This window comes from Candidatus Palauibacter soopunensis (assembly GCF_947581735.1).
GTDB classification, from domain to species: domain Bacteria; phylum Gemmatimonadota; class Gemmatimonadetes; order Palauibacterales; family Palauibacteraceae; genus Palauibacter; species Palauibacter soopunensis.
Window position 1 is genome coordinate 70,623 of record NZ_CANPVT010000007.1, and the last position, 20,981, is coordinate 91,603.

The 20,981-nt window shown below is 67.8% G+C and carries 20 protein-coding genes; 16 read left to right on the forward strand and 4 right to left on the reverse strand.

What is annotated here, in order from left to right:
- Position 1 precedes the first annotated feature (1 nt).
- The 9 genes from RN901_RS03550 to RN901_RS03590 all read left to right on the forward strand — a co-directional run bounded on the left by RN901_RS03550 (position 2) and on the right by RN901_RS03590 (position 9,047).
- Complete coding sequence (locus tag RN901_RS03550) at positions 2 to 841, forward strand: DUF3108 domain-containing protein (RefSeq protein ID WP_310756008.1); 840 nt, start codon at positions 2 to 4, stop codon at positions 839 to 841.
- A gap of 115 nt (positions 842 to 956) precedes the next feature.
- Positions 957 to 1,223, forward strand: coding sequence for a hypothetical protein (locus RN901_RS03555; protein ID WP_310756010.1), 267 nt, complete (start codon positions 957 to 959; stop codon positions 1,221 to 1,223).
- 103 nt (positions 1,224 to 1,326) lie between these two features.
- Positions 1,327 to 2,685, forward strand: coding sequence for a hemolysin family protein (locus tag RN901_RS03560; RefSeq protein ID WP_310756012.1), 1,359 nt, complete (start codon positions 1,327 to 1,329; stop codon positions 2,683 to 2,685).
- A gap of 128 nt (positions 2,686 to 2,813) precedes the next feature.
- Positions 2,814 to 3,911: a tetratricopeptide repeat protein gene (locus RN901_RS03565; protein WP_310756014.1), complete on the forward strand. Its 1,098-nt coding sequence runs from the start codon at positions 2,814 to 2,816 to the stop codon at positions 3,909 to 3,911.
- A gap of 9 nt (positions 3,912 to 3,920) precedes the next feature.
- The gene (locus tag RN901_RS03570; RefSeq protein ID WP_310756016.1) at positions 3,921 to 4,985 is read left to right on the forward strand and encodes an isocitrate/isopropylmalate dehydrogenase family protein; all 1,065 of its coding nucleotides are present in this window, start codon (positions 3,921 to 3,923) and stop codon (positions 4,983 to 4,985) included.
- 75 nt (positions 4,986 to 5,060) lie between these two features.
- Positions 5,061 to 6,260 (forward strand): acetyl-CoA C-acetyltransferase, encoded by a 1,200-nt coding sequence (locus RN901_RS03575; protein WP_310756018.1) that lies wholly within the window; start codon positions 5,061 to 5,063, stop codon positions 6,258 to 6,260.
- Positions 6,261 to 6,317: 57 nt separating this feature from the next.
- Positions 6,318 to 7,235 carry a slipin family protein gene (locus tag RN901_RS03580; protein WP_310756020.1) on the forward strand — a complete coding sequence of 306 codons (918 nt, stop codon included), beginning with the start codon at positions 6,318 to 6,320 and terminating at the stop codon, positions 7,233 to 7,235.
- Between the two features lie 88 nt (positions 7,236 to 7,323).
- A complete protein-coding gene (locus RN901_RS03585) occupies positions 7,324 to 8,091 on the forward strand; it encodes a hypothetical protein (RefSeq protein ID WP_310756022.1) in 768 nt (255 codons plus the stop codon).
- 68 nt (positions 8,092 to 8,159) lie between these two features.
- On the forward strand, positions 8,160 to 9,047 hold the full coding sequence (locus tag RN901_RS03590; protein ID WP_310756024.1) for a 3-hydroxyacyl-CoA dehydrogenase family protein: 888 nt from the start codon (positions 8,160 to 8,162) through the stop codon (positions 9,045 to 9,047).
- Positions 9,048 to 9,053: 6 nt separating this feature from the next.
- Here the strand turns inward: RN901_RS03590 and RN901_RS03595 are convergent, their stop codons facing one another.
- Both RN901_RS03595 and RN901_RS03600 read right to left on the reverse strand, forming a co-directional pair.
- Positions 9,054 to 9,611 (reverse strand): hypothetical protein, encoded by a 558-nt coding sequence (locus RN901_RS03595; RefSeq protein WP_310756026.1) that lies wholly within the window; start codon positions 9,609 to 9,611, stop codon positions 9,054 to 9,056.
- Positions 9,612 to 9,715: 104 nt separating this feature from the next.
- Complete coding sequence (locus RN901_RS03600) at positions 9,716 to 10,579, reverse strand: phosphatase PAP2 family protein (protein ID WP_310756028.1); 864 nt, start codon at positions 10,577 to 10,579, stop codon at positions 9,716 to 9,718.
- Between the two features lie 124 nt (positions 10,580 to 10,703).
- Between RN901_RS03600 and recF the strand changes: the two genes are divergently transcribed.
- The 7 genes from recF to thyX all read left to right on the forward strand — a co-directional run bounded on the left by recF (position 10,704) and on the right by thyX (position 18,370).
- The gene (gene recF, locus RN901_RS03605) at positions 10,704 to 11,876 is read left to right on the forward strand and encodes a DNA replication and repair protein RecF (protein ID WP_310756030.1); all 1,173 of its coding nucleotides are present in this window, start codon (positions 10,704 to 10,706) and stop codon (positions 11,874 to 11,876) included.
- A complete protein-coding gene (locus RN901_RS03610; RefSeq protein WP_310756032.1) occupies positions 11,873 to 12,283 on the forward strand; it encodes a DUF721 domain-containing protein in 411 nt (136 codons plus the stop codon). Before recF ends, RN901_RS03610 begins: the two co-directional genes overlap by 4 nt.
- Positions 12,283 to 14,244 (forward strand): DNA topoisomerase (ATP-hydrolyzing) subunit B, encoded by a 1,962-nt coding sequence (gyrB, locus tag RN901_RS03615; protein WP_310756034.1) that lies wholly within the window; start codon positions 12,283 to 12,285, stop codon positions 14,242 to 14,244. Before RN901_RS03610 ends, gyrB begins: the two co-directional genes overlap by 1 nt.
- A 125-nt stretch (positions 14,245 to 14,369) precedes the next feature.
- A complete protein-coding gene (locus RN901_RS03620; protein WP_310756036.1) occupies positions 14,370 to 14,693 on the forward strand; it encodes a hypothetical protein in 324 nt (107 codons plus the stop codon).
- On the forward strand, positions 14,690 to 15,859 hold the full coding sequence (locus RN901_RS03625; RefSeq protein ID WP_310756038.1) for a hypothetical protein: 1,170 nt from the start codon (positions 14,690 to 14,692) through the stop codon (positions 15,857 to 15,859). The genes RN901_RS03620 and RN901_RS03625 overlap by 4 nt, the downstream gene beginning before the upstream one ends.
- Positions 15,856 to 17,343, forward strand: coding sequence for a glycerol kinase GlpK (gene glpK, locus RN901_RS03630; protein WP_310756040.1), 1,488 nt, complete (start codon positions 15,856 to 15,858; stop codon positions 17,341 to 17,343). The genes RN901_RS03625 and glpK overlap by 4 nt, the downstream gene beginning before the upstream one ends.
- A 43-nt stretch (positions 17,344 to 17,386) precedes the next feature.
- Positions 17,387 to 18,370 carry an FAD-dependent thymidylate synthase gene (gene thyX / locus RN901_RS03635; protein WP_310756042.1) on the forward strand — a complete coding sequence of 328 codons (984 nt, stop codon included), beginning with the start codon at positions 17,387 to 17,389 and terminating at the stop codon, positions 18,368 to 18,370.
- A 33-nt stretch (positions 18,371 to 18,403) separates the two neighbouring features.
- On the opposite strand, the gene RN901_RS03640 is transcribed toward thyX, so the two are convergent.
- Together RN901_RS03640 and RN901_RS03645 are read right to left on the reverse strand one after the other, a co-directional pair.
- Positions 18,404 to 20,137, reverse strand: a complete 1,734-nt coding sequence (locus RN901_RS03640) for an Nramp family divalent metal transporter (protein WP_310756044.1) — start codon at positions 20,135 to 20,137, stop codon at positions 18,404 to 18,406.
- Positions 20,134 to 20,946: a hypothetical protein gene (locus tag RN901_RS03645; protein WP_310756046.1), complete on the reverse strand. Its 813-nt coding sequence runs from the start codon at positions 20,944 to 20,946 to the stop codon at positions 20,134 to 20,136. Before RN901_RS03645 ends, RN901_RS03640 begins: the two co-directional genes overlap by 4 nt.
- Positions 20,947 to 20,981 lie beyond the last annotated feature (35 nt).

The window sequence follows — 20,981 nt, forward strand, 5'->3', positions numbered from 1 at the left end:
CATGCGGAAACGAAGCCTGCGCCACGGCGCCGTGGCGTGTCTGGCGCTCCTGGCCCCTTCGATTCCGGGTACATCCGACCTCTCGGGGCAGAGTGACGCGGGCCAGGTGGCCGATGACCTCTTCTCCGAGAGCTGGCCGTTCGAGATCGGGGAGACCTCCGAGTACGCCGTGCTGTTCGGGCCGGTGAACTTCGGACGCATGCACCTCCGCGTCGAAGCGCAGGACACGATCCGAAGCACGCCGGCGTATCGGCTCTCGATGGAGATGAAGGGGAGCATCCCCTTCTACAGGATGGACGACCGCACGGTGAGTTGGCTTGCCCCCGATCCCTACCGGTCGCTCCGCTTCGAAGAGAACCTCCGGCAGGGAGGGTACCGCAGGCAGCGCCGCTGGGAGCTGGATCACGAGGCCCTCGCCGCCACGAGACACGACTGGAACGAGGAGGCGGAGGCCTACCTTCCGCACCGCCGGCAGCGGGACCTTCCCATGCCCCCGGGCGCGCTCGACGAGATCTCCTACCTCTACCTGATCCGGACTCTCCCGCTGGAGATCGGCCGGACCTACGAGTTCGATCGCTACTTCGAGGAGGACGGCAATCCCGTCGTCGTCGAGGTCCTGCGCCGCGAGCGGGTGCGTGTACCGGCGGGGACGTTCGACACGATCGTTCTGCGTCCGACCATTCAGACCGACGGTCTGTTTGGGGAGGACGGGCGGGCCGAGGTCTTCATCTCGGACGATGACCGACGCCTCATCGTGCAGATCAAGAGCCGCATGAGGCGAGGCCAGGTGAACATGTATCTTCGCGGCTTCGAGCAGAACGCGGCGGAGACCGATCGCTGACGTTCGGACCGGTTCCGGCGGGGCAGCGGCGCCGGGGCCGCACTCCCTTTTTGCCGTGGTGCATCCTAGGTTAGTCTTGAACCCCGTATGGTGACGACGACCAGCAGGAGGTGCCTTGAGCAAAGGAAATCATGTGCCGAATTCAAGTGACAGAGCCCGCGATGAGTTGTTCAGCCACATCCGCCGCTGTGGCGTGCTCGACGCGGAAGAAGAACAGCGGCGAGAGTGGTTCGACGATACGATCCAGTACCTCGGAGAGCGGTATCCGGAGTTGACGCCGAGTGAGCTGTCCGACCTGCGCACCATCGGCGAGCGGTACTGTGCCCCGGCGATCCCGCACGGAGGCGCGGCTCAGCAGTCCAAGCAGGAAGCCCCGGTTTAGCCCGATCCAGGACCACCGGCGTGGTAACGAGGTAACGTAGCCTGAACGAACCCCCGCCCCCGGACAGACCGGGAGCCACACCATCCGCTAGTCGGACCGCCGAATGGACCTCGGACTCGCTCTGAGGCTCGGCGCGGTCCTCGCGCTCGTAGCGGCGAACGCCTTCTTCGTTGCGGCGGAGTTTGCGCTCGTCAGCGCGCGACGCACCCGCATTGACGAACTGGCCGGTGCCGGCGATCGTCTGGCCCGCGTCGTCCGCCGGGCGCAGGACGATCTCGACCGCGCCATCTCGGGTACACAGCTCGGGATCACCATCGCGTCGCTCGGCCTGGGCTGGATCGGCGAGCCGGCGCTCGCGCGGTCGATCGAGCCTCTGTTCGGCGCGCTGGGCTTCGCCGCGGGGGCAGCGGCGCTCCACACGACGGCGATCGTCGTCGCCTTCATCCTCATCACCTACCTTCACATCGTACTCGGCGAACTCGCGCCGAAGACCGTCGCGCTCCTGCGCCCGGAGACGGTGAGCCGTTACCTCGCCGGTCCTCTCCTCGCCTTCAACCGCGTCGCGACGCCGGCGATCTGGCTGCTCGACGGCTCGGCCCGGTTGTTCCTGCGGATGATCCGCGCCCCCGTCGGCGACACGCACGGCGTCGAACATGCCCACAGTCCGGACGAGATCGAGGTGCTCGTTCGACAGAGTCGGCGCGAAGGAATGGTGGAGAAGGACGAACAGGCGATGATCGAAGGCGTGTTCGATCTCACCCATACCGTCGTCCGGGAGGTGATGACGCCCCGCCCCGACATCGTCGCCGTCGGGGCCGGGGATCCGGCCAAGGTCATCCTGCAGGTCGCGGCGGCGTCGGGACATTCGCGTCTCCCCGTCACGGACGATTCGCTGGACGACATCGTCGGCATCATCGTCGTGAAGGATCTGCTGGCGGAAGTCCTCGCGGAGCGTCCGACGGGACTCGTGGCGCGGGACGTGATGCGCGAGGCGCTCTTCGTCCCCGAGTCGAAGGCGGTCGACGACCTGCTCGCGGAAATGCGGGCCCGGAAGACGCACATGGCCGTCGTCGTCGACGAGTTCGGCGGCACGGACGGCATCGCCACGCTGGAGGACCTTCTCGAGGAGATCGTCGGCGAAATCTACGACGAGCACGACGAGGCGGAGGCGGGGCTGGAGATCGGTCCCGACGGGTCGGTCGGACTCGATGGGGGCGTCTCGTTCACGGATCTGCTCGCGGCTCTGGACCTCGATGATCTCGACGAAGACGAGGAATACGATACCGTGGCCGGCTACGTGATCGGCACGCTGGGCCGGATCCCGGAGCCGGGGGACCGGGTCCCGCTGGGAGATGCGTGGCTGGAGGTCGCGGAGCTGGTCGAACGACGGATCACGCGGCTCACCCTGCTCGGCGTGGACGAGAAGACCGTGGGGAGATTGTGCGAAGCACTCGAATCGTGAACGCATCCGGGCCCCGAACTTGCTGGCGTGGGCATCGCAACCGAAGTTGGAACAGCGTCCTTCAACGAAAGGCTCCGCTCTGGCTCGCCGAACATGGTCGGAAGGGTTCCTGACTTGAGGTTCCGGACTTGAACCTCTCCGACTCCTGGAACTACGAGCAGTTCGACGCCGAAGCGCAACGGCTGTACGAAGCCGGCGACTTCGATCAGGCGCTTGGCCTCCTCAAGGAGGCCCTCACCCGTTATCCCGACTCGGTCGAACTCCTCGTCTCGCTCGGGTATACGCGTCTCGCCCGAGAGGAATATGCCTGGGCGCGCGCGGCCTTCGACGGAGTTCTCGGGATCGATCCGGAACACGAAGAAGCGCTGGCCGGGCTGGGAGATGTCCTGCTGAAGCTGGGGGAACGCGCGGCGGCCTTCCAGATCTTCGAAGGCCTCATCACACTGGGGTACGATCGGGACGTGGAACTCATGCTCTGCGTGGGGCGCAGCCTGCTGCGCGAGGGTCTCCTGCGCCGGGCGGAGCGATTCTTCCGGCTCGCCCTCGCCGCCGACCGCGAGAGCCCCGATGCCGCGCTGGATCTCGCCTTCACCTTCTACCGGGACGGCGACACCGAGGGGGCGCTGTTCTGGAGCCGCGAGGCGGTGCGCCTCGATCCCCGTTTCGCGGAGGCTCGCGCGCTCTACGGCAACGTGCTCTACGAACGCGGCGATTTTCAGGGGGCGCTCGCGCAACTTGCGACGATCCCGGTGACGGACCTGGCTGATCCGATCGTCGCGTGGCGGGTCGTCGATCTCAAGCGGCGACTCGAAGACCTTCCGTCCGACGCCGGGGAGCTGCGGCCCTACCTGCTGGCGCTGGAGGAACTGGCGCCGGAACCGAGTCCGGAGGAACGCCTGCTGGCCGAGGTCGAAGCCCGGGCGAACGGGTTGACGGCCGGACCGGGCACGGGCCAGCTCGATCTGTTCGGTCGTCCGCCCGACGCGTCGGCCGTGGAGGTGCACCGCGTGCGTGCCCCGAACGGCGTGGTGTACGAGGGAGACTGGGATGGGATCGTGCGGGCCATGCGCAACGGGTCCGAGGAGCCCGGCAGCTCCCTCGCGGACTTCATGCGCAACGAAGCGATGCGGCTCCAGGCGCTGACGGGCATCGCCGTGTCCTGGCAGACGGCGCGGGCCTTCCTGGAGGACTCCGCCCGGGTCGGCGCGCTCGAAATCGAACGCTAGCCGCGATCGGTGTCGCAGGCTCCGCTGCGCATCGCCGTCATTGGTGGCGACGGGATCGGTCCCGAAGTCATCCGCGAGGCGTGTCGAGTGCTCCGGGCCGCGGCGGCCAGGGGCCTGTCCGATATTGACCTGACGCACTTTCCGCACGGCGCGGACCACTATCTCGCCACCGGAGAGACGCTGTCGCAGCCGACCTTCGAGTCTCTGAGGGATGACTTCGACGCGATTCTCTTCGGCGCCGTGGGCGATCCGCGCGTGCCCGACGGGCGTCACGCGCGCGACCTCCTCCTCGGACTGCGGGTGCGGCTGGACCTGTTCCTCAATCGCCGGCCGCTCCGGCTGCGCGCGCCGGAGTTGTCACCGCTGAGGTCCGCGGATTCGGTGTCCATCGACTTCGAGATCTTCCGGGAGAATACGGAAGGTCTGTATGTCGGCATCGGCCGGGTCGAGCGCGAAGGCACGCCGGATGAGGTCGCGGTTTCGGAGTCGGTCGCGAGCCGGTTCGCGGTCGAGCGCATCGTGCGGCGGGCGTTCGAGCACGCGGCCCCCCGGGGGTTGCGCGTCACGCTCGCGGACAAGGCGAACGCGGTGCCGCACATGTTCGGGCTCTGGCGCCGCGTGTTCGCGGAGGTCGCGGCCGGATATCCGCGGGTGGAGTCAGAGATGCGCTACGTGGACGCGCTCGCGATGGAGATGATCCGGGTGCCGGAGCGGTTCGGCGTCATCGTCACGTCGAACCTGCTCGGCGACATTCTCTCCGACCTGGGCGCGGAGATCGTGGGTGGGCCGGGGCTGGCGCCCTCCGCCAACGTGAACCCGGGCGTGCACGGATTGTACGAACCCGTGCACGGCAGTGCGCCGGACATCGTCGGGATGGGGCGGGCGAATCCGATGGCCGCGGTGCTCAGCGCCGCGCTTCTCCTGAGGGATCACGGGGCGGCCGACGCGGCCGACGCGGTCGAGGGGGCCGTGGATGCGGCGCTGGCTTGCGGAGTGCGGACGCCGGACATCGGCGGAAGCGCGACGACGTCCGAGGTCGGAAGCTGGCTCGCGGAACGGGTGGGCGAGGCCTGATCCGCCACGCTAAACTAGGCTAGGTTTCATGGATCCGGTCGGACGGCCGGCAAGAGATGGAAGGACACTGCGACAATGAGCGACGGAAACGGTAACGGGACGGTATTTCTCTCGGCGGCCCGGACCGCCATGGGCGCGTTCGGCGGCAGCCTGAAGGATTATTCGGCGGTGGACCTCGGCGTCGTCGCTTCGGAAGCGGCGATCGAGCGCTCCGGCGCCGAACCCGGCGATTTCGGGCATGTGGTGATGGGGAATGTGATGCAGACGTCCGCCGACGCGATCTATCTCGCGCGGCACGTGGGACTGCGGGCGGGGCTCCCGATCGAGACCCCGGCCGTCACCGTGAACCGCCTGTGCGGCTCGGGCTTTCAGGCCGTGATCGATGGCTCACAGGAGATCGAACTGGGGGAGAGCGACGTCTGTCTCGTGGGCGGAGCCGAGTCCATGAGTCAGGCGCCGCATATCGTCCGCGGGGCCCGCTGGGGTCTGCGGCTGGGCCCGGCGCCAAAGTTCGAGGATTCGCTGTGGGAGGCCCTCACCGATCCCTACTGCGGCTTTTCGATGGCCCAGACGGCGGAGAATCTCGCGGAGGAATACGGGATCTCGCGCTCGGAGGCCGACGAGGTGGCGGTACGCAGCCAGCAATTGGCGGCGGAGGCCTGGGAGGGCGGCCGCTACGAGGACGAGGTCGTGCCGATGATGGTGGGGAGGAAGGGGAGGGAAACGTCCTTCGAGCGCGATGAGCACCTTCGGCCCGACACGACCGTCGAGGGGCTCGCGAAGCTTCGCCCGTATTTCAAGCAGGATGGCCTCGTCACGGCCGGCAACGCGAGCGGGATCGGGGATGGGGCTGCGGCGCTCGTGCTCGCGGGCAGGGACTATGCCGCCGCGCACGGCCTCGAGCCGGCCGGCCGCCTCGTGTCCTACGCCGTGGCGGGCGTGCCACCCCACATCATGGGCATCGGGCCCGCGCCCGCCTCGCGCGCCGCCCTCGAGAAGGCCGGCCTCACCCTCGACGACATCGATCTCGTCGAAGTGAACGAGGCCTTCGCTCCGCAGTACCTGGCGGTCGAGCGCGAACTCGGTCTCGACCGCGACAAGGTGAACGTGGACGGTGGGGCGATCGCGCTGAGCCACCCGCTCGGCATGACGGGAGCGCGGATCACGGGGCATCTTCTGCACGAACTGCGGCGCCGGGGCGGCGGACTGGGTCTGGGCGCGGCGTGCATTGGCGGCGGACAGGGCGCCGCCGTCATCGTGGAGGTCGACGCCTAGCGCAGAGAGCCGGCAGGCTGCCGGGCCCGGCGCCGCGATCAGTCGGAGGGAGCGAACATGGATCCTCTATTCTTCATCCTCGCCGGGGCGGGCGCGCTGGCGCTGGCCACGAGTCTCCGCATCCTGAAGGAATACGAACGGGCCGTCGTCTTCCGGCTCGGCCGCGCACGCCCGACCCGCGGGCCAGGGCTCATTTTCCTCGTCCCGTTCGGGGTCGAGCGCATGGAGCGGGTGAGCCTGCGGATCATCGCCATGGACATCCCGCCGCAGGATGTCATCACGCGGGACAATGTGTCGGTGAAGGTCAACGCGGTCCTCTATTTCCGGGTCGCGAACCCGCGACGCGCCATCCTCGAGATCGAGGACTTTCTCTTCGCCACGTCGCAGCTTGCCCAGACCACACTGCGCTCGGTCATCGGGCAGGCGGAGCTGGACGAGGTTCTCGCGGAGCGGGAGAAGTTCAACCAGATCCTGCGTGACATCATCGACCAGGGGACGGACGCCTGGGGGATCGATGTCACGGGCGTCGAGGTGAAGGACGTGGACCTGCCGAACGAGATGAAGCGCGCGATCGCGCGGCAGGCGGAGGCGGAACGCGAGCGCCGCGCGAAGGTGATCAACGCGCAGGGCGAACTGCAGGCGGCGTCGAACCTGAGGGACGCGGCGCGCCAGCTGAGCGAATACCCGGCCTCGCTTCAACTGCGTTTCCTGCAGACGGCGACGGAGATCGCGGCGGAGAACAATTCGACGACGCTCTTCCCGCTGCCGGTCGAGCTCGGGCCGATGGCGGGTCTGTTCAAGGGATTCGCGACGGCGGCGGACGAAGCGGCCGCGGCCCCGGCTCCGGTCGACGAACGCGCGCTCGAAGGCTCGGAAGGAGCGCCGCAGTTGCCCCGCGCGGAGGCGGCGGAGGATGTATCGGAAGGGGCGGGCGAAGCGGAAGCGGTGACGAGGGAGCGCGATGCCGCCGGCTGACGACAGTCGCGACGGTTCCGGCGGGTCCGGTCCACCGCAACGCCGGTCGTCGCTTCCCCAGACGGTCACGCAGGAGCAACTCGAACGCGTGATCCGGCGGGCATCGGATCTCCAGTTCCGCAGCTCCACCTCGATCGGCGGGGAGCTCGGGGCGGGCGAGGTCGTCCAGATCGGAGCGGAAGTCGGGCTCGAGGAGCGGTACGTCCGGCAGGCGCTGGCCGAGATCGAGGCGGCCTCCCTGATCCCCGACGCACCCTCTGACGAGGGGCTCGCGCGCCGGATCGTCGGTCCCGCGATCGTGAGCACGAGCCGGGTCGTACCCGGAAGTCCGGCGGATGTGGAAGCGAATCTCGAATCGTACCTGCGCGAAGAAGAACTTCTCCGACAGGTACGGTCGCGATCCGGCGGATCGCTCTGGGAGCCGGGGACGGGGGTCGTCAACCAGATGCGGCGCGCCATGGATGTCGGCGGGCGGCGGTATACCCTGGCGAAGGCTCGAAACCTCCAGGTCAGCGTGGAGGCCCTGGAGAGCGGGTGGTCGCTCGTCACGCTGACGGCGGACATCGGCAACATGAGAGCGGAACGGCTCGGCGGCTGGTTCGGGGGAATGGGGCTGGGCGGAGCGGCCGGCGGCTTCGGCCTGTTCATGGCGACGGGGGGCGGCGTCCTGCCGCTCCTGGGAGGACTCGCCATCTTCTCGGGCTTCACGGCCATCGCGACGGTTTCCGCGCGGGCCGACATGCGGAAGGTCAGGCAACGGATGGAACTCGCGCTTCAGGGTCTGCTCGACCGACTCGAACGCGGCGAGAATCTTCGCAGCGCGGAGGAACCCTGGCACCGGAAACTCCTGCGCTGAGGAGTGTGTGCTTCACGAGGCTGTCACACAGCCGAAACCGATACCTGAAGACATAGAGGGAGTGGACATTGACTGAGATTCGGAAGGTCGGGGTGGTCGGAGCGGGACTGATGGGGAGCGGGATCGCGCAGGTCAGCGCGTCGGCCGGTTATGAGACGATCGTGCGGGAGGTGGAACAGGGATTCCTCGACCGGGGGATGGCCGGGATCCGGAAGAGCCTCGACCGCGCCGTACAAAAGGAGAAACTCGACGCGGCGGACGGGGACGCGACGATGGCCCGTCTTCACCCGACGCTCGAACTGGGAGCCCTGGCGGCGTGCGACCTCGTCATCGAGGCGATCACCGAGAACCTCGGGGCGAAACACGCGCTGTTCGGAGAGCTTGGCGGACTGTGCGCGGGAGAGACGATCTTCGCTTCCAACACATCGAGCCTGTCCATCACCGAACTCGCCGCCGAGACGGATCGCCCGGAGCGCTTCGTCGGCCTCCACTTCTTCAGCCCCGTGCCGGTCATGCCGCTGGTGGAGGTCGTCCGCTGCGGGCAGACGGCGGATGAAACGTTCGAGGCCGCTTTCGCGTTCGCCGAATCGCTCGGGAAGAGCCCGATCGCCTGCGGCGACAACACCGGTTTCGTGGTGAACCGGCTGCTCGTTCCCTACATGCTCGACGCGATCCGCGCGTACGAGGCCGGGGTCGCGTCGATTCCCGACATCGACAAGGGGCTGCGCCTGGGCTGCGGGTACCCGATGGGCCCGTTCACGCTGGGCGATTTCGTGGGGCTCGACACGCTGTACCACATCACGGGGATCATGTACGACGAGTACAAGGAGGCGCGCTTCGCCTCTCCCCCTCTCCTGCGCCGCATGTACCTGGCCGGATACCACGGCCGGAAGACCGGAAAGGGCTTCTACGACTACAGCGGCGACGAGCCCGTCGTGTCCAGCTTCGTGCTGTAGTCCGGATCAGGCCGGCCAGAGCCAGCCGAAGGCGCCGCCCGTCAGCAGCCCGTAGACGAGGGCGTCGAACACGTTGCGGCCCGTCGTCCCCCACGACTGGGAGTACCAGATCGAACGCTGCAGGTGGGCGAGCCCGTATCCGCCGAAGGCGACCGTGGAGGACATGCGGAAGACCTCCATGTAGCCGGTGCCCGGGCCGAGCGTGAGGCCGGTCACGTATCCCGCGAACGCGCTCACGACGAGGCAGTAGACGAACCACTGCGCGAGCTGGGGGCCCATGTTGAACGGGTCGCCCGCCGGCAGCACGGTCATGAACCCGGTCGGTCCGCGCGCCGCCTTCTCCCGGAAGGTCTCGTCCTTCAGGTCTTCCTTGCCGGTCGGATGGGGGAAGGAGTAGTCCCCGGCCGGGATCCCCCGCAGCGCGTCCATCACCCCGTCCTCGTCGGGCGCCTTCCCGAAGTCCTTCCGGTGATATCCGAGGAACATGTGGATGACGGAACTCCCGGCGAACACGAGTCCCGCGGCCAGCAGGATCGGCAACCAGAGGCTTGGCACATGAACCATTGCTTTGCTCCTTCTTGTGCGCCTTCCCGGGTCCGCCACGTAGTGCGGCGGGGGCAACTCACCGCGATCCAAGGTAGGGCGCGCGAATCGTCGGCGCCTCGGGTCTAGCCCGGGAAGCGGAACTGAACGCCCAGCGCGTCACCGGCAATCAGCGGCCGGATCCGGACGCGGGCGGGCGGAGACCGTCCGGACGAGGCCGAAGAGGCCTCGACTCTGAGCCAGTCCGCGGCCGCTGCCGTTGCCCGGCCCCCGACCCACCAGCCGATGAAGCCGCCAACGACCACATCGGACAGCCAATGCCGGTCTCCGTAGATCCGGGCGAGTCCCGTACCCGCGGCGGCCACGTAGAACGGGATGGCCCACCCGCCATCGGTCACTTCATCGACGGCCGCGGCGATGGCGAAGGCGTAGGCCGTGTGGCCGGACCCGAGAGATGCGTTGCCCCGGAACGGATCGAAGTGCAGGACGCCCCTCTCATCTCGCGGGCGGCTTCGCCCCAGCGTCCAGTTGACGACGGTGTTCGACATCGAGCCGGCGAAGACTCCGAAGAAGGCCGACGTCGCCCGCCGGACACCCCGTTCCCCGTCGAACGCAACTCCAAGCAGAATTCCGCCCCCGGCGATAAGGGGCGCCGTCCGCTTCCAGTCACCGTACGTGTGGCCGCCCTCGGCCAGGTCACGACCGAACGCCCCCTGGTGATCAAGCGCCAGATCGCGGATGCTCTGGTCGAGAAGAAGGGCTCCGCCGAGGACGCCGGCACCGAGTCCAACGCGGTTCCAGGTCTGACTCGTCTCCCCGCCCGCCGGTCCGGGGCCGGCGCGGTCCGGGTTCGGCGCCGACGCGGGATCCTGCGCGGCGAGCGGGAGAGGCAGAAAAAGCCACGCAACCCGGAGGGGGGCGAGGCCCCCTCGAGGAACTCCAGTACGCGCGATCCGGCGGCTGGCGCCGCGATGTCCGAAGGGTGTCATGAACGCCTTCGAAGCTGCCTGCCCGGAGGCTCCCCGGCAACCGCCCGGCGGCGCCTGCGGGACGACGTCTCCAACGCGCAAATTTCCTTGCGATACAAGGGTTTTCGCCGTATTTTCAAAGCCTGTGACGAAGACACCGGAGGCACCGTCTATCCGCCAGCCTGAGGCGTCCTCCGCGCCTTTTCTCAGGCGCCTGATCCTTCGCGACTACCGCAACTTCGAACGGCTCGAATGCGAGTTCCCCGAGGCCGGCGTCGCGATCATCGGGCCCAATGGATCGGGTAAGACGAACCTCCTCGAGGCGATCTACTACCTCGAGGTTTTTCGGTCCTTTCGAGGCGTGCGGGACCGCGCACTCGTGCGGTTCGGACAGACGGTGTTCCGGGTGGAGGGTGAGGTCGAAGGGGGGATGTCCGTGGCGGCGGCGTACGACCGGTCGCAACGGATCAAGAAGGTGGAGATCGACGCGCTCGAAGTGGAGCGGGTTTCGGCCGGGATCGGCTCGGTAGGGGTCGCGGCGTTTCGCCTCGACGACGCCGAGATCGTGCGTGGAGGGCCGACGCTGCGGCGGCGCTTCCTCGACGTTGCGCTTTCGGTGGGCGTGCCGGGCTACCTCCCGGCGCTGCAGCGCTATCGGGGTCTTCTGTCGCAACGGAACGAAGCGCTTCGGCGCGGCGGGTCGAACGACGAGATCGAAGCTTGGACGGAAGGGTTGATCGAGGCGGGTGGAATTCTCACGGACAGGCGGGCGACCTGGGTGATGGAGGGAGCGGAGCGATACGCCGATTTCTACGCGCGGATCTCGGGAGGAGACGGGGCGGGGCTTCGGTATTCGGCGTCGATCGCATCGGACGACGGAATGGAGGGTCCGGAGGGCGCCGGTTCCTGGGAGGACCGCTTTCGGCACGCCCTGGAGAGGACCGGAGAACGTGAGCGTCGCCAGGGCATGACCGTAGTGGGCCCGCACCGCGACGAGATCAGGTTCGAGGTCGAGGCGCCGGAAGGACCTCGCGACCTCCGGAGCTACGGGTCGAGCGGACAGCAGCGCACGGCCGCGCTCGCGCTGCGCCTGCTCGAGGCGGACCGGCTCCGGGAACGGCTCGGCCGTGAGCCGCTTTATCTGCTCGACGACGTGTTCGCGGAACTCGACGACGGACGCTCGGACCGGCTGTTTCGCCTCTTCGAGTCGGAGCGGGGCGGGCAGGTGATTCTCACCGCCCCCAAGCCCGGTGACGTGGGGCTGATGGGCGGAAAGCTCGCGCGCTGGCGCCTTAGCAACGGACGGATCATCGCATGAACGGCGCGGCCTCCGAGGCAGTGCCTCGCGGAACGACGCGACGCGGGGACGCGAGAGCGGGCGAGCGGTATCCCGAACCCGTCGGGGGCGTGCTCGCGGAGTTGCTCGATCGCATGGGGATCCGCGAGCGGGTGGAGCGCAGCGCCACGGCGGCGCGGTGGGAGCGGGTCGTAGGTCCGCACATCGCGCGCGTAACGAGAGTTGGCGGAATCAAGGGCGGGACGGTGTTCATCGAAGTGGCCGGCGCGGCCTGGATGACGGAACTGAACATGATGAGGCGAAAGTTGCTGAGCCGCCTGAACCGGGATCGCACCCGCGGCCGGCTCGAACGAATCGTGTTCGTGCAGTCCGGGGAATCGTCGCCGACCGCGGCGCGCACCGGCCGAACCGAGAAGGGGAGGGGTTGATGGCGAAGTCGACGGCGGGCGGAAAGCCCGTGGGAGATAACAAGGGCAATTCCGACTATACCGCGCGGCAGATTCATGTCCTCAAGGGACTCGAGGCCGTGCGGAAGCGCCCGGGCATGTACATCGGGTCCACCTCGGGGCGAGGGTTGCACCACCTCGTCTACGAGGTCGTGGACAACTCGATCGACGAGGCGATGGCGGAACATTGCTCCGGGATCGAGGTCACGATCGGGACGGATCAGTCGATTCGGGTCGTGGACGACGGGCGCGGCATCCCCGTGGACCTTCACCCGACCGAGAAGGTGCCGGGGGTCGAACTCGCCCTCACGACGCTCCACGCGGGCGGAAAATTCGACAAGTCGAGCTACAAGGTGTCGGGCGGGCTGCACGGCGTGGGCGTTTCCGTCGTGAATGCGCTCTCCGAGTGGCTGGAGGTCGAGGTTCGTCGCGACGGCCACGAGTGGACGCAGCGCTACGAGCGCGGGGTCAGCCAGGGGAAGCTCAGGAAGGGGGGGAAGACGAAGGACACCGGAACCACGGTCACCTTCCGGCCCGACCCCGAGATTTTCGAGGGACTCGGGGACCCGCTCGAATACAGCTTCGAGACGCTCGCCAGCCGGCTCCGGGAACTCGCCTACCTGAACCGGGGCGTACGGATTGCGATCGTCGATGAGCGGCGGGAGGATCTGCGCCGCGACTTCCACTTCGAGGGGGGGATCGCGCAGTTCGTCGAATATCTCCTGGGCAACAAGACGCCGCTTCACCAGGACGTGATCTCCGTCTCGGGCGCGCAGGACGACACCGAGTTCGAACTCGCGATGCAGTACACGGACGCCTACAGCGAGAACACGTTCACCTTCGTGAACAACATCAACACGCACGAAGGTGGGACGCACCTGTCGGGCTTCAAGGGCGCCCTCACGCGAACCATCAACAACTACGCGCAGCGGAACAACATCCTCAAGAAGGCCGACCCCACCCTGAGCGGAGACGATGTGCGCGAAGGACTCGTCGCCGTGCTCTCCGTGAAGGTCATGGAGCCCCAGTTCGAGGGGCAGACCAAGACGAAGCTGGGGAACAGCGAGGTGCGCGGCATCGTCGAGAGCCTCGTCAACGACCGGCTGGGGACATGGCTGGAGGAGAACCCGGGCCCATCCCGACAGATTATCGACAAGGCGATCCAGGCCTCGCGGGCGCGGGAGGCGGCGCGAAAGGCGCGTGACCTGACGCGAAAGAAGTCGGCGCTCGAGACCGGCATCCTGCCGGGAAAGCTGGCGGACTGCTCGATCACAGACCCGGAGATCGCGGAACTCTACCTGGTGGAGGGAGACAGCGCGGGCGGGAGCGCGAAGATGGGGCGCGACCGCAACTACCAGGCCATCCTCCCCCTGCGCGGCAAGATCCTCAACGTGGAGAAGGCGCGGATCGACCGGATCCTCTCCAACGAGGAGATCCGCGCCATGATCACGGCCATCGGGACCGGGATCGGAGACGAGTTCGATCTGTCGCAGGCCCGGTACCGGAAGGTCGTGATCATGACGGACGCCGACGTGGACGGCGCCCATATCCGGACGCTGCTCCTGACCTTCTTCTTCCGGCAGATGAAGGAACTCATCAACGCGGGATACATCTACATTGCGCAGCCGCCGCTGTATCGCGTGTGGAAGGGGAAGACGGAGTTCTACTGCTACGACGAGTCGGAGCGCGTCGCCGCGCAGGCGAGACTCGACAACGGCAGGGGGAGCGCCTCGCTGCAGCGGTACAAGGGGCTGGGCGAGATGAACGCCGATCAGCTGTGGCAGACCACGATGAACCCGGAGAAGCGCACGCTGCTCCAGGTGAGGATCGACGAAGCCGCGGAGGCGGATCGACTGTTCGACACGCTCATGGGCGAGAACGTCGAGCCGCGCCGCGAGTTCATCGAGAGCAACGCCCGCTATGTACGCAATCTGGACGTCTGAGTCTCCTCCCGACCCGCCGCCCACTGCCGGCTCGCGCGGGTTGATAGCCCGTTGATGCCCGCCCCGATCCTTGTGTCGGAGAGGGCGGCAGGGCGTCGCCCTCCGGGATCAATCAGGGGAGGTGGATGATGACGAGGACGAGGAGAAACCGCAGGGCGACGTGGCCGCTCGCCGTGGCATGGGCCTTCGCGGGGGCGTTGGCGGTCTCGCTGGCGCAGCCATCGGTGGCCGCGGCGCAGAGCGAGTGCGCGGAGTACATCTCGGGAGGCCCGGGCAATCCGGCGAGCGGAGAACTGATCGGCTTCCAGAGCGTGACGATCTCGATCGGCGCCGCGTTCGGTCTGAGCGTCGGGATCACCGCAACCTTCAACGTCGGTGCGTATGATATGGATGGCCGCTCACCGATGTACGTCCGATGCGACGAATACGTGGAGTGGAGCTTCCAGTGAGCCGCATCCGGGGAATCAGCGGCTTGAGCCCGCATCCCGCGCAGGCTGAGGTTTCGACTGCGAACCGTCCCCGGCCACCGAGTTTCGCTCGGTGGCCGGGGATCGTCTCGCGCACCGTCGCGCTGGGCCTGGCGGGCGCCCTCGGTCCCGCGGGTTGCGGAGGCGCTCCGGAGGCCGGCGACGATGGCCGGGTGCATTTCAGCGAGAGCACCGGCCAGGTCTACGAGATCGGATCGTCCGACGCCCGCCTCGATCAACTGGACGAACGCGTGAGCTTCGGTTCGATCATGGGCGTGCTTGCCACACCGACGGCCTATTTTGTCGCCGACGGGCTCGACCCGCGTATCGTGCTCCTCGACCGGAATCTCGATCCGGTCCGGATCCTGGGGGCGGAGGGAGAGGGGCCCGGGGAATACAAGTTCCCGAGTCGCCTGGTCCGGGCGGACGATCGGGTTCTGGTCCTCGACGGGGGGAACGCGCGAGTCACGTACCTGACCCTCGAGGGCGATTTCGTTGCCAGCCAGCGGTTTAGCGGCAACGCCGGCGACATCGCCGTACATCCGGAACTCGGGCTGCTCGTCGCCGGCGATGCGTTCCCGGATCACTACCTGTCGCGACCGACGTCGACCGGAGAGGCAGCTTTCGGAGCGATCCCAGCCGACCTGATCGTCGACTACGACGGCGCATTCCAGTTACCCACGGACCTGGTCGCGGTGACGCCCGATGGCCTGATACACGTCCTCGACGGCGACCGGCTTGCGCTGGTGAGTTATCGCCCCGACGGTGACCTGGCGGGCATCGTCTTCCTGCCCAGGGAAATGCGAGCTCGCGAACTGAAGGAACAACAGGAGCTGGTCGAAACGTTCGGCGGACCTGAGCGGGTCCTCGGTGCGCAGATCGTGTCGACGCTCAGGTCTTTCGGAGACGGGCGCCTGTTCGCGCGGATCACATCGGAGAATCCGAACGGTCCGTTGGTGAAGGGCCTCGTTCTGGATCGCAAACGTCTCGAAGCGATTCCTCTGGTCTTCCCCGCCGACCGCGAGGATCAGCGCTGGATGCGGAGAGTCCGCGTCCATTTCGATGAACCGGATCGCGCCGTGCTCAATCCGTCGAGGACTGCGAGCCTCGAAGCCGCGCCGGTCCGGCTTGTCTCCCGGGACCCATGACCGTCCCCGTCGTCGTCGCGATCGATCAGGGCACGACGTCCACCCGCGCCATCGCGTTCGATGTCGAGGGGACTGCGGTTGCCAGCGCTCAGCGCGAGCTGCCCCAGAGCTATCCGCGGCCGGGCCGGGTCGAGCATGATCCCGAGCGCATCCGGGACGATGCGATTGACGTAACGCGGGAGGTCATCGGCGCCGCCGAGACGCTCGGGCACCGCGTGGCGGCGGTCGGCATCACGAACCAGCGCGAGACGACGGTGGTTTGGGAACGCGCGAGCGGCAGGCCGATTCACCCGGCGATCGTATGGCAGGACCGGCGGACGGCGAAGGAGTGTGCCGATCTTCGCGAGGCGGGGCACGAAGGGTTGATCGAGCGCCGCACCGGCTTGCGGCTCGACCCGTACTTCTCCGGAACGAAGCTGGCGTGGATCCTCGACCATGTGCCGAGAGCGCGCGAGGCGGCCGGGAACGGCGAACTCGCGTTCGGGACGATCGACACCTGGCTGCTGTGGTGTCTCACCGGAGGGCGCGTGCATGCAACCGATGCGTCGAACGCGTCGCGGACCCTCCTCTACGACATCGATGAGGGCCGGTGGCACCCGGAACTGCTCGAACTGCTGCGCGTGCCCGGCTCCGTATTGCCCGAGGTGCGCGATTCGGCCGGCGATTTCGGGGAGACGTCCGCCGGCCTCTTCGGCCGCGCCATCCCGTTGCGAGGCGTGGCCGGCGACCAGCAGGCGGCGACGTTCGGGCAGGCGGCGTTCGAGCCGGGCGGGATGAAGTTCACCTACGGGACCGGCGCGTTCGCCCTGCTGAACACGGGCGCGGATCGTCTCGCCTCGCGGCACGGCCTGCTCACGACGGTGGCCTGGCAGCTCGGGGGAGAACGCACGTACGCGCTCGAGGGCAGCATCTTCGTCGCGGGCGCCTCGGTCCAGTGGCTGCGCGATGGGTTGGGCATCATTTCCGACGCCGCCGAGACGGAGGCTCTCGCCCGTTCAGTGGACTCGACCGGCGGGGTCGTGCTCGTCCCCGCCTTCGTCGGGCTGGGCGGCATCCACTGGGACCCGGAAGCCCGTGCCGCCCTGCTGGGAATGACGCGCGACACGGGGCGGGCCGAGATCGCGCGGGCGGCGCTGGAGGCGGTCGCCTACCAGTCACGCGAACTGATCGACGCGATGCGGGCCGACGGGGCGCCACGCCCCGCTACGCTGCGCGTGGACGGCGGGTTCACGCGCAACGGCTGGGCGATGCAGTTTCTCGCCGACATCCTCGACGTCGAGATCGGGCGCCCGGCCGTGACGGAGACCACCGCGCTGGGGGCGGCAATGCTGGGCGGCCTCGGCGCCGGCGTGTTCGCGGATCTGCGGGAAGTCGCGGCACTGTGGCGACACGACCGTGCGTGGCGGCCCGCCATGGACGCGGCGGAGCGCGAAGCGCTCTATTCCGGGTGGCGGCGCGCGGTCGCCCGCGTGCTCACGAACTGATATTCTGGCCGACGACACCCCCCTGTAGCGGCACGGGTAGCTCATGGAAACCACCGGGAGACCGACCGTCCCTGCGGCCGAGGAGATCCTCGGCGGGTATTTCCCCGTCCTCGACCACGGGTTCGTCGCGCTCGTCGACTACATGGGCTCGGACGCCGACGTGGAGGCGGCGGCGCGCGTCAGCTACGGCGCCGGCACGCGCCGCGTCAGCCAGACTCGCGGTCTCGTGCGCTATCTTCGGCGCCACGCGCACACGACTCCGAGCGAGATGGTCGAGTTCAAGTTTCACTGCTCCATGCCGATGTTCGTCGCGCGACAGTGGATCCGGCACCGCACCGCTTCCGTCAACGAACTCAGCGCCCGCTACAGTCTGCTGCCCCTGCTGTTCTACGAACCGGACCATGAGCAGTTCGCCTATCAGAGCCGCCTGAACAACCAGGGCCGCGAGATGGATCCGGCCCCGGGTGACCTCTATCGCAACGCGATCGACCGCTGGGAGCAACTGCGGACGGAAGCGGCCGACGCCTACGGCTGGCTGCTGTCCGAAGACGTCGCCCGGGAACTCGCGCGGATCGACCTCCCGCTCTCCACCTATACGCAGTGGTACTGGAAGATCGACCTGCACAACCTCCTGCACTTTCTCCGGCTGCGGGTGGACGCGCACGCCCAGTGGGAAATCCAGGAGTACGGGCGCGTGATGGCCGGCATGCTCCAGCGGGTCGCGCCGCTCAGTTACGAGGCCTGGGTCGACTACGAAGTGTTGGGGGCGCGCCTGAGCGCGGGGGAACTCGACGTCCTGCGAAGCCTGCTGCGGGCGGACGCCGCGTCGGAATCGATCCACGCCGAGGGGATCGCGACGAAGGACGATCTCAAGGCGGCCGGTCTGGCGCCCCGCGAGGTCCGCGAACTGCTGGACAAGCTGTCGCCCGTCGAACGACCCGACTTCACGCTCGATCTCTCGCAGATGAAGAGCGCCGAGGAGATGTCCGGAAAGATGGCGAAGGCGGTGCCGGAACCCACCACGTAGCAAGCGGCCTGCGACGGCGATCGTCGCTTCCGCTCACGCCTCGCGCGTCGCCCGTCCCGGCAGGGTGCGTGCCGCGAACCACACGAGCGACGCCAGCCACAGCGCGTAGAACACGATGCGGATCGGGTGGAGCGCCAGCGACTCCTGGAACTGCGGCTCAACCCCCGCGACCAGCATCGTCGTTCGTGACAGCTGTTCGGCCGTGAACCATCCCCACAGTATCGCGGCCCACAGCAGACTCCACCGCTTCCAGGTCGGAGGCCCCAGCTCGGCGGGCAGCCGGCGCACGTTCATGTAGCCGATCACGAGCGTGAACAGGAACATGCTGGACATCGTGAACGGGCCCGCGATGAGGAGCAGGAAATCGGGCTGAAGCACATCCAGCGCCTCCCCGCCGATCCATGACGCGGCGATGATCCCCATCGCCGCCAGCACGAAGATCGTGAGAAACACGAGAAACGTGCGTTTCTGAGTGAAGAAACGCGTCCGGTATCCGAAGCGTTCGTAGAAGATGCAGCCCGTGATGCGGGTGACGGTGTCGAGGATCGCAAGCTGGGTCGAAAAGATGACGAACGATCCTCCGAGCAGGAACGCGACTCGGAGCCACAACCCGCCGACGCGCTCGATCGCCTCGCCCTGCAGCGTCACCATGGTGGTCAGATCGCCCGCGATCGCCGGGTTGTCCGTTCCAAGCGTCGCCGCGACGAGCATGCACGTGATGACGACGCTCAGGAGCGTCAGGAGAACGAAGGTGACGAGCAATTCCTGGTGGACGACCCGCATCCAGCCGCGGAAACGCCCGAGTTGGGTCGGGTCGCTCGTGTCGAAGACGAACCCGGTCGTGCTGATGTCTTCATTGCGTCCGCGGATGCCGGCGATCCGTCCCTGGAACCGCGCCATCCCGAAGCCCTTGTCGCGCAGCCAGAGCGACTGTGCGAGGAGCAGTGTGCCCCCGGTGCCCGCATACGCGACCGCGAGGATCAGCGTCGGAAACTGATCCCCGGTGAACAGTTCGGCCGGGGCGCTCCCGAACGAGACGGCGCCGACCGCCAGTTCGAGCAAGTGGGAGGGAACGAAACCGACCGCGAGAAGCGTGATCGCGAGGAGCGGGAAGAACCCCGCTACCAGCGCGATCTCACAGCGCTCGAGGACGTTGTAGACGATTCGGGAGACCGCGAGCCCGAACCAGATGCAGGCGAGCATGAGCAGCGCCATCGGTTGCCACTGGATCTGCGGTCCCCCGACGAGGACCACGATCTGACCCACGAATTCGGCGGACTGCGACGCCCACCCGGGCCAGAAGAAGCTTGCCAGCGTCGCGACCAGGAAGAGCCAGGGCCAGAACCCCAGCCGGTCGAGCCGCGCCATGCCGGCGAACGTCGACTCGCCGGTGGCGATGGTCCAGCGTTCGATCTCGCCGATGACGACGAACTGGGTCACGACTCCGATCCAGAACAGCCACCAGATCGAGAACCCGTTGGCCGCCACGAGGTTGGGCCAGAGAAGGAACTCGCCGCTTCCCAGGCCCATGCCGAGCGCGATGACGGAGGGGCCGATGATGTGCCTGAGGCGGGGCACTCGCGACATGCGGCGGACGAACTTGAACGGCGGACCGTGACCGCGGTCGGGAAAGGCCTCCGTGTCCGGCGCGTCCGGGAGCGTGCTCTCGTCGAGTGGTTTGTAGACGCCGCTACGGTACTGCTGTCCCTCCTCGTTGCTCGAGGAGATCGAGTCCGGCGCCGTCGAGCCGGATCCGTGCTCGGTCAAGGCGTCGGGGGATCGAAGCGTCCATCGGGTACCGTCTCACCCGCGGCCACATCCTCGAAGTAGATGAAGCGGTTGCCCCCATCCAGAAGCCGCGTCATGGCGAACTGGATGTCACCGATCGGTTGCCAGTCGGACCACCAGATCACCTCTCCCGGCCCCTCCGCCCGCCCCAGGTGGTACTGCCACGCCATCATGCGCCCCGACTCGTCGAGGAACCCCCAGTACTGGTCTTCCGTGGTACCCAGGCCCTCGTCGAAGCTGAGGTGAACCACTTCGTACGGCTTGCCGTCGGAAAGCGTGCGCGTCCCCTCGTAGGCGAGGTGAACGCCCGGGTCGTCCCACTTGAACGGCATGATCGCCCAGTACGTGTCGTTGATGAAGGCGCCGTAGCCGCGCCGGAGAGCGGAGTCCCGCGCCGCGCCGGCCAGCTCCTCACCCCCGGCCCACGCGCGTCCGGACGGCACCTTCTCGAGTTCGGGGTGGGGCTCGACGTCGTTGACGTTGAAGAGCAGGAGATAGGACGTTCCATCCACCGCGTAGGCGACGCGATACCGTCCGTCGTACCGATCCCACGAATGTTCGCGGTCCGCCACGATCTCGTCATCGCGTTCTACGATCCAGCGGAACGACAGGTAGCGCGTTCGATCCCACGCCTCCCGTCCACCGAGACTCTCGGCCAGACGCCCGGCGTGCATGGCCGCGGTGTCATCCGGCGCCGCGGCCGCCGCGGCGGTCCCTCCGTGGTCTTCCTGCGCCCCGCCGCACGCGACGAGCGCGGACATCGCCAACATCACACAGAGTCTTCGCATGGACTCTCCCGGACGAGTTGCAATGGAGCCGGAAC

What these genes read in the sequence shown, in the direction of transcription:
- RN901_RS03575 (WP_310756018.1), top strand. Translation starts at nt 5,061, where the DNA reads ATGAGCGACGGAAACGGTAACGGGACGGTATTTCTCTCGGCGGCCCGG.
- RN901_RS03560 (WP_310756012.1), top strand. Translation starts at nt 1,327, where the DNA reads ATGGACCTCGGACTCGCTCTGAGGCTCGGCGCGGTCCTCGCGCTCGTA.
- RN901_RS03610 (WP_310756032.1), top strand. Translation starts at nt 11,873, where the DNA reads ATGAACGGCGCGGCCTCCGAGGCAGTGCCTCGCGGAACGACGCGACGC.
- RN901_RS03595 (WP_310756026.1), bottom strand. Translation starts at nt 9,611, where the DNA reads ATGGTTCATGTGCCAAGCCTCTGGTTGCCGATCCTGCTGGCCGCGGGA.
- glpK (WP_310756040.1), top strand. Translation starts at nt 15,856, where the DNA reads ATGACCGTCCCCGTCGTCGTCGCGATCGATCAGGGCACGACGTCCACC.
- RN901_RS03645 (WP_310756046.1), bottom strand. Translation starts at nt 20,946, where the DNA reads ATGCGAAGACTCTGTGTGATGTTGGCGATGTCCGCGCTCGTCGCGTGC.
- gyrB (WP_310756034.1), top strand. Translation starts at nt 12,283, where the DNA reads ATGGCGAAGTCGACGGCGGGCGGAAAGCCCGTGGGAGATAACAAGGGC.
- RN901_RS03620 (WP_310756036.1), top strand. Translation starts at nt 14,370, where the DNA reads ATGATGACGAGGACGAGGAGAAACCGCAGGGCGACGTGGCCGCTCGCC.
- thyX (WP_310756042.1), top strand. Translation starts at nt 17,387, where the DNA reads ATGGAAACCACCGGGAGACCGACCGTCCCTGCGGCCGAGGAGATCCTC.
- RN901_RS03600 (WP_310756028.1), bottom strand. Translation starts at nt 10,579, where the DNA reads ATGACACCCTTCGGACATCGCGGCGCCAGCCGCCGGATCGCGCGTACT.
- RN901_RS03550 (WP_310756008.1), top strand. Translation starts at nt 2, where the DNA reads ATGCGGAAACGAAGCCTGCGCCACGGCGCCGTGGCGTGTCTGGCGCTC.
- RN901_RS03580 (WP_310756020.1), top strand. Translation starts at nt 6,318, where the DNA reads ATGGATCCTCTATTCTTCATCCTCGCCGGGGCGGGCGCGCTGGCGCTG.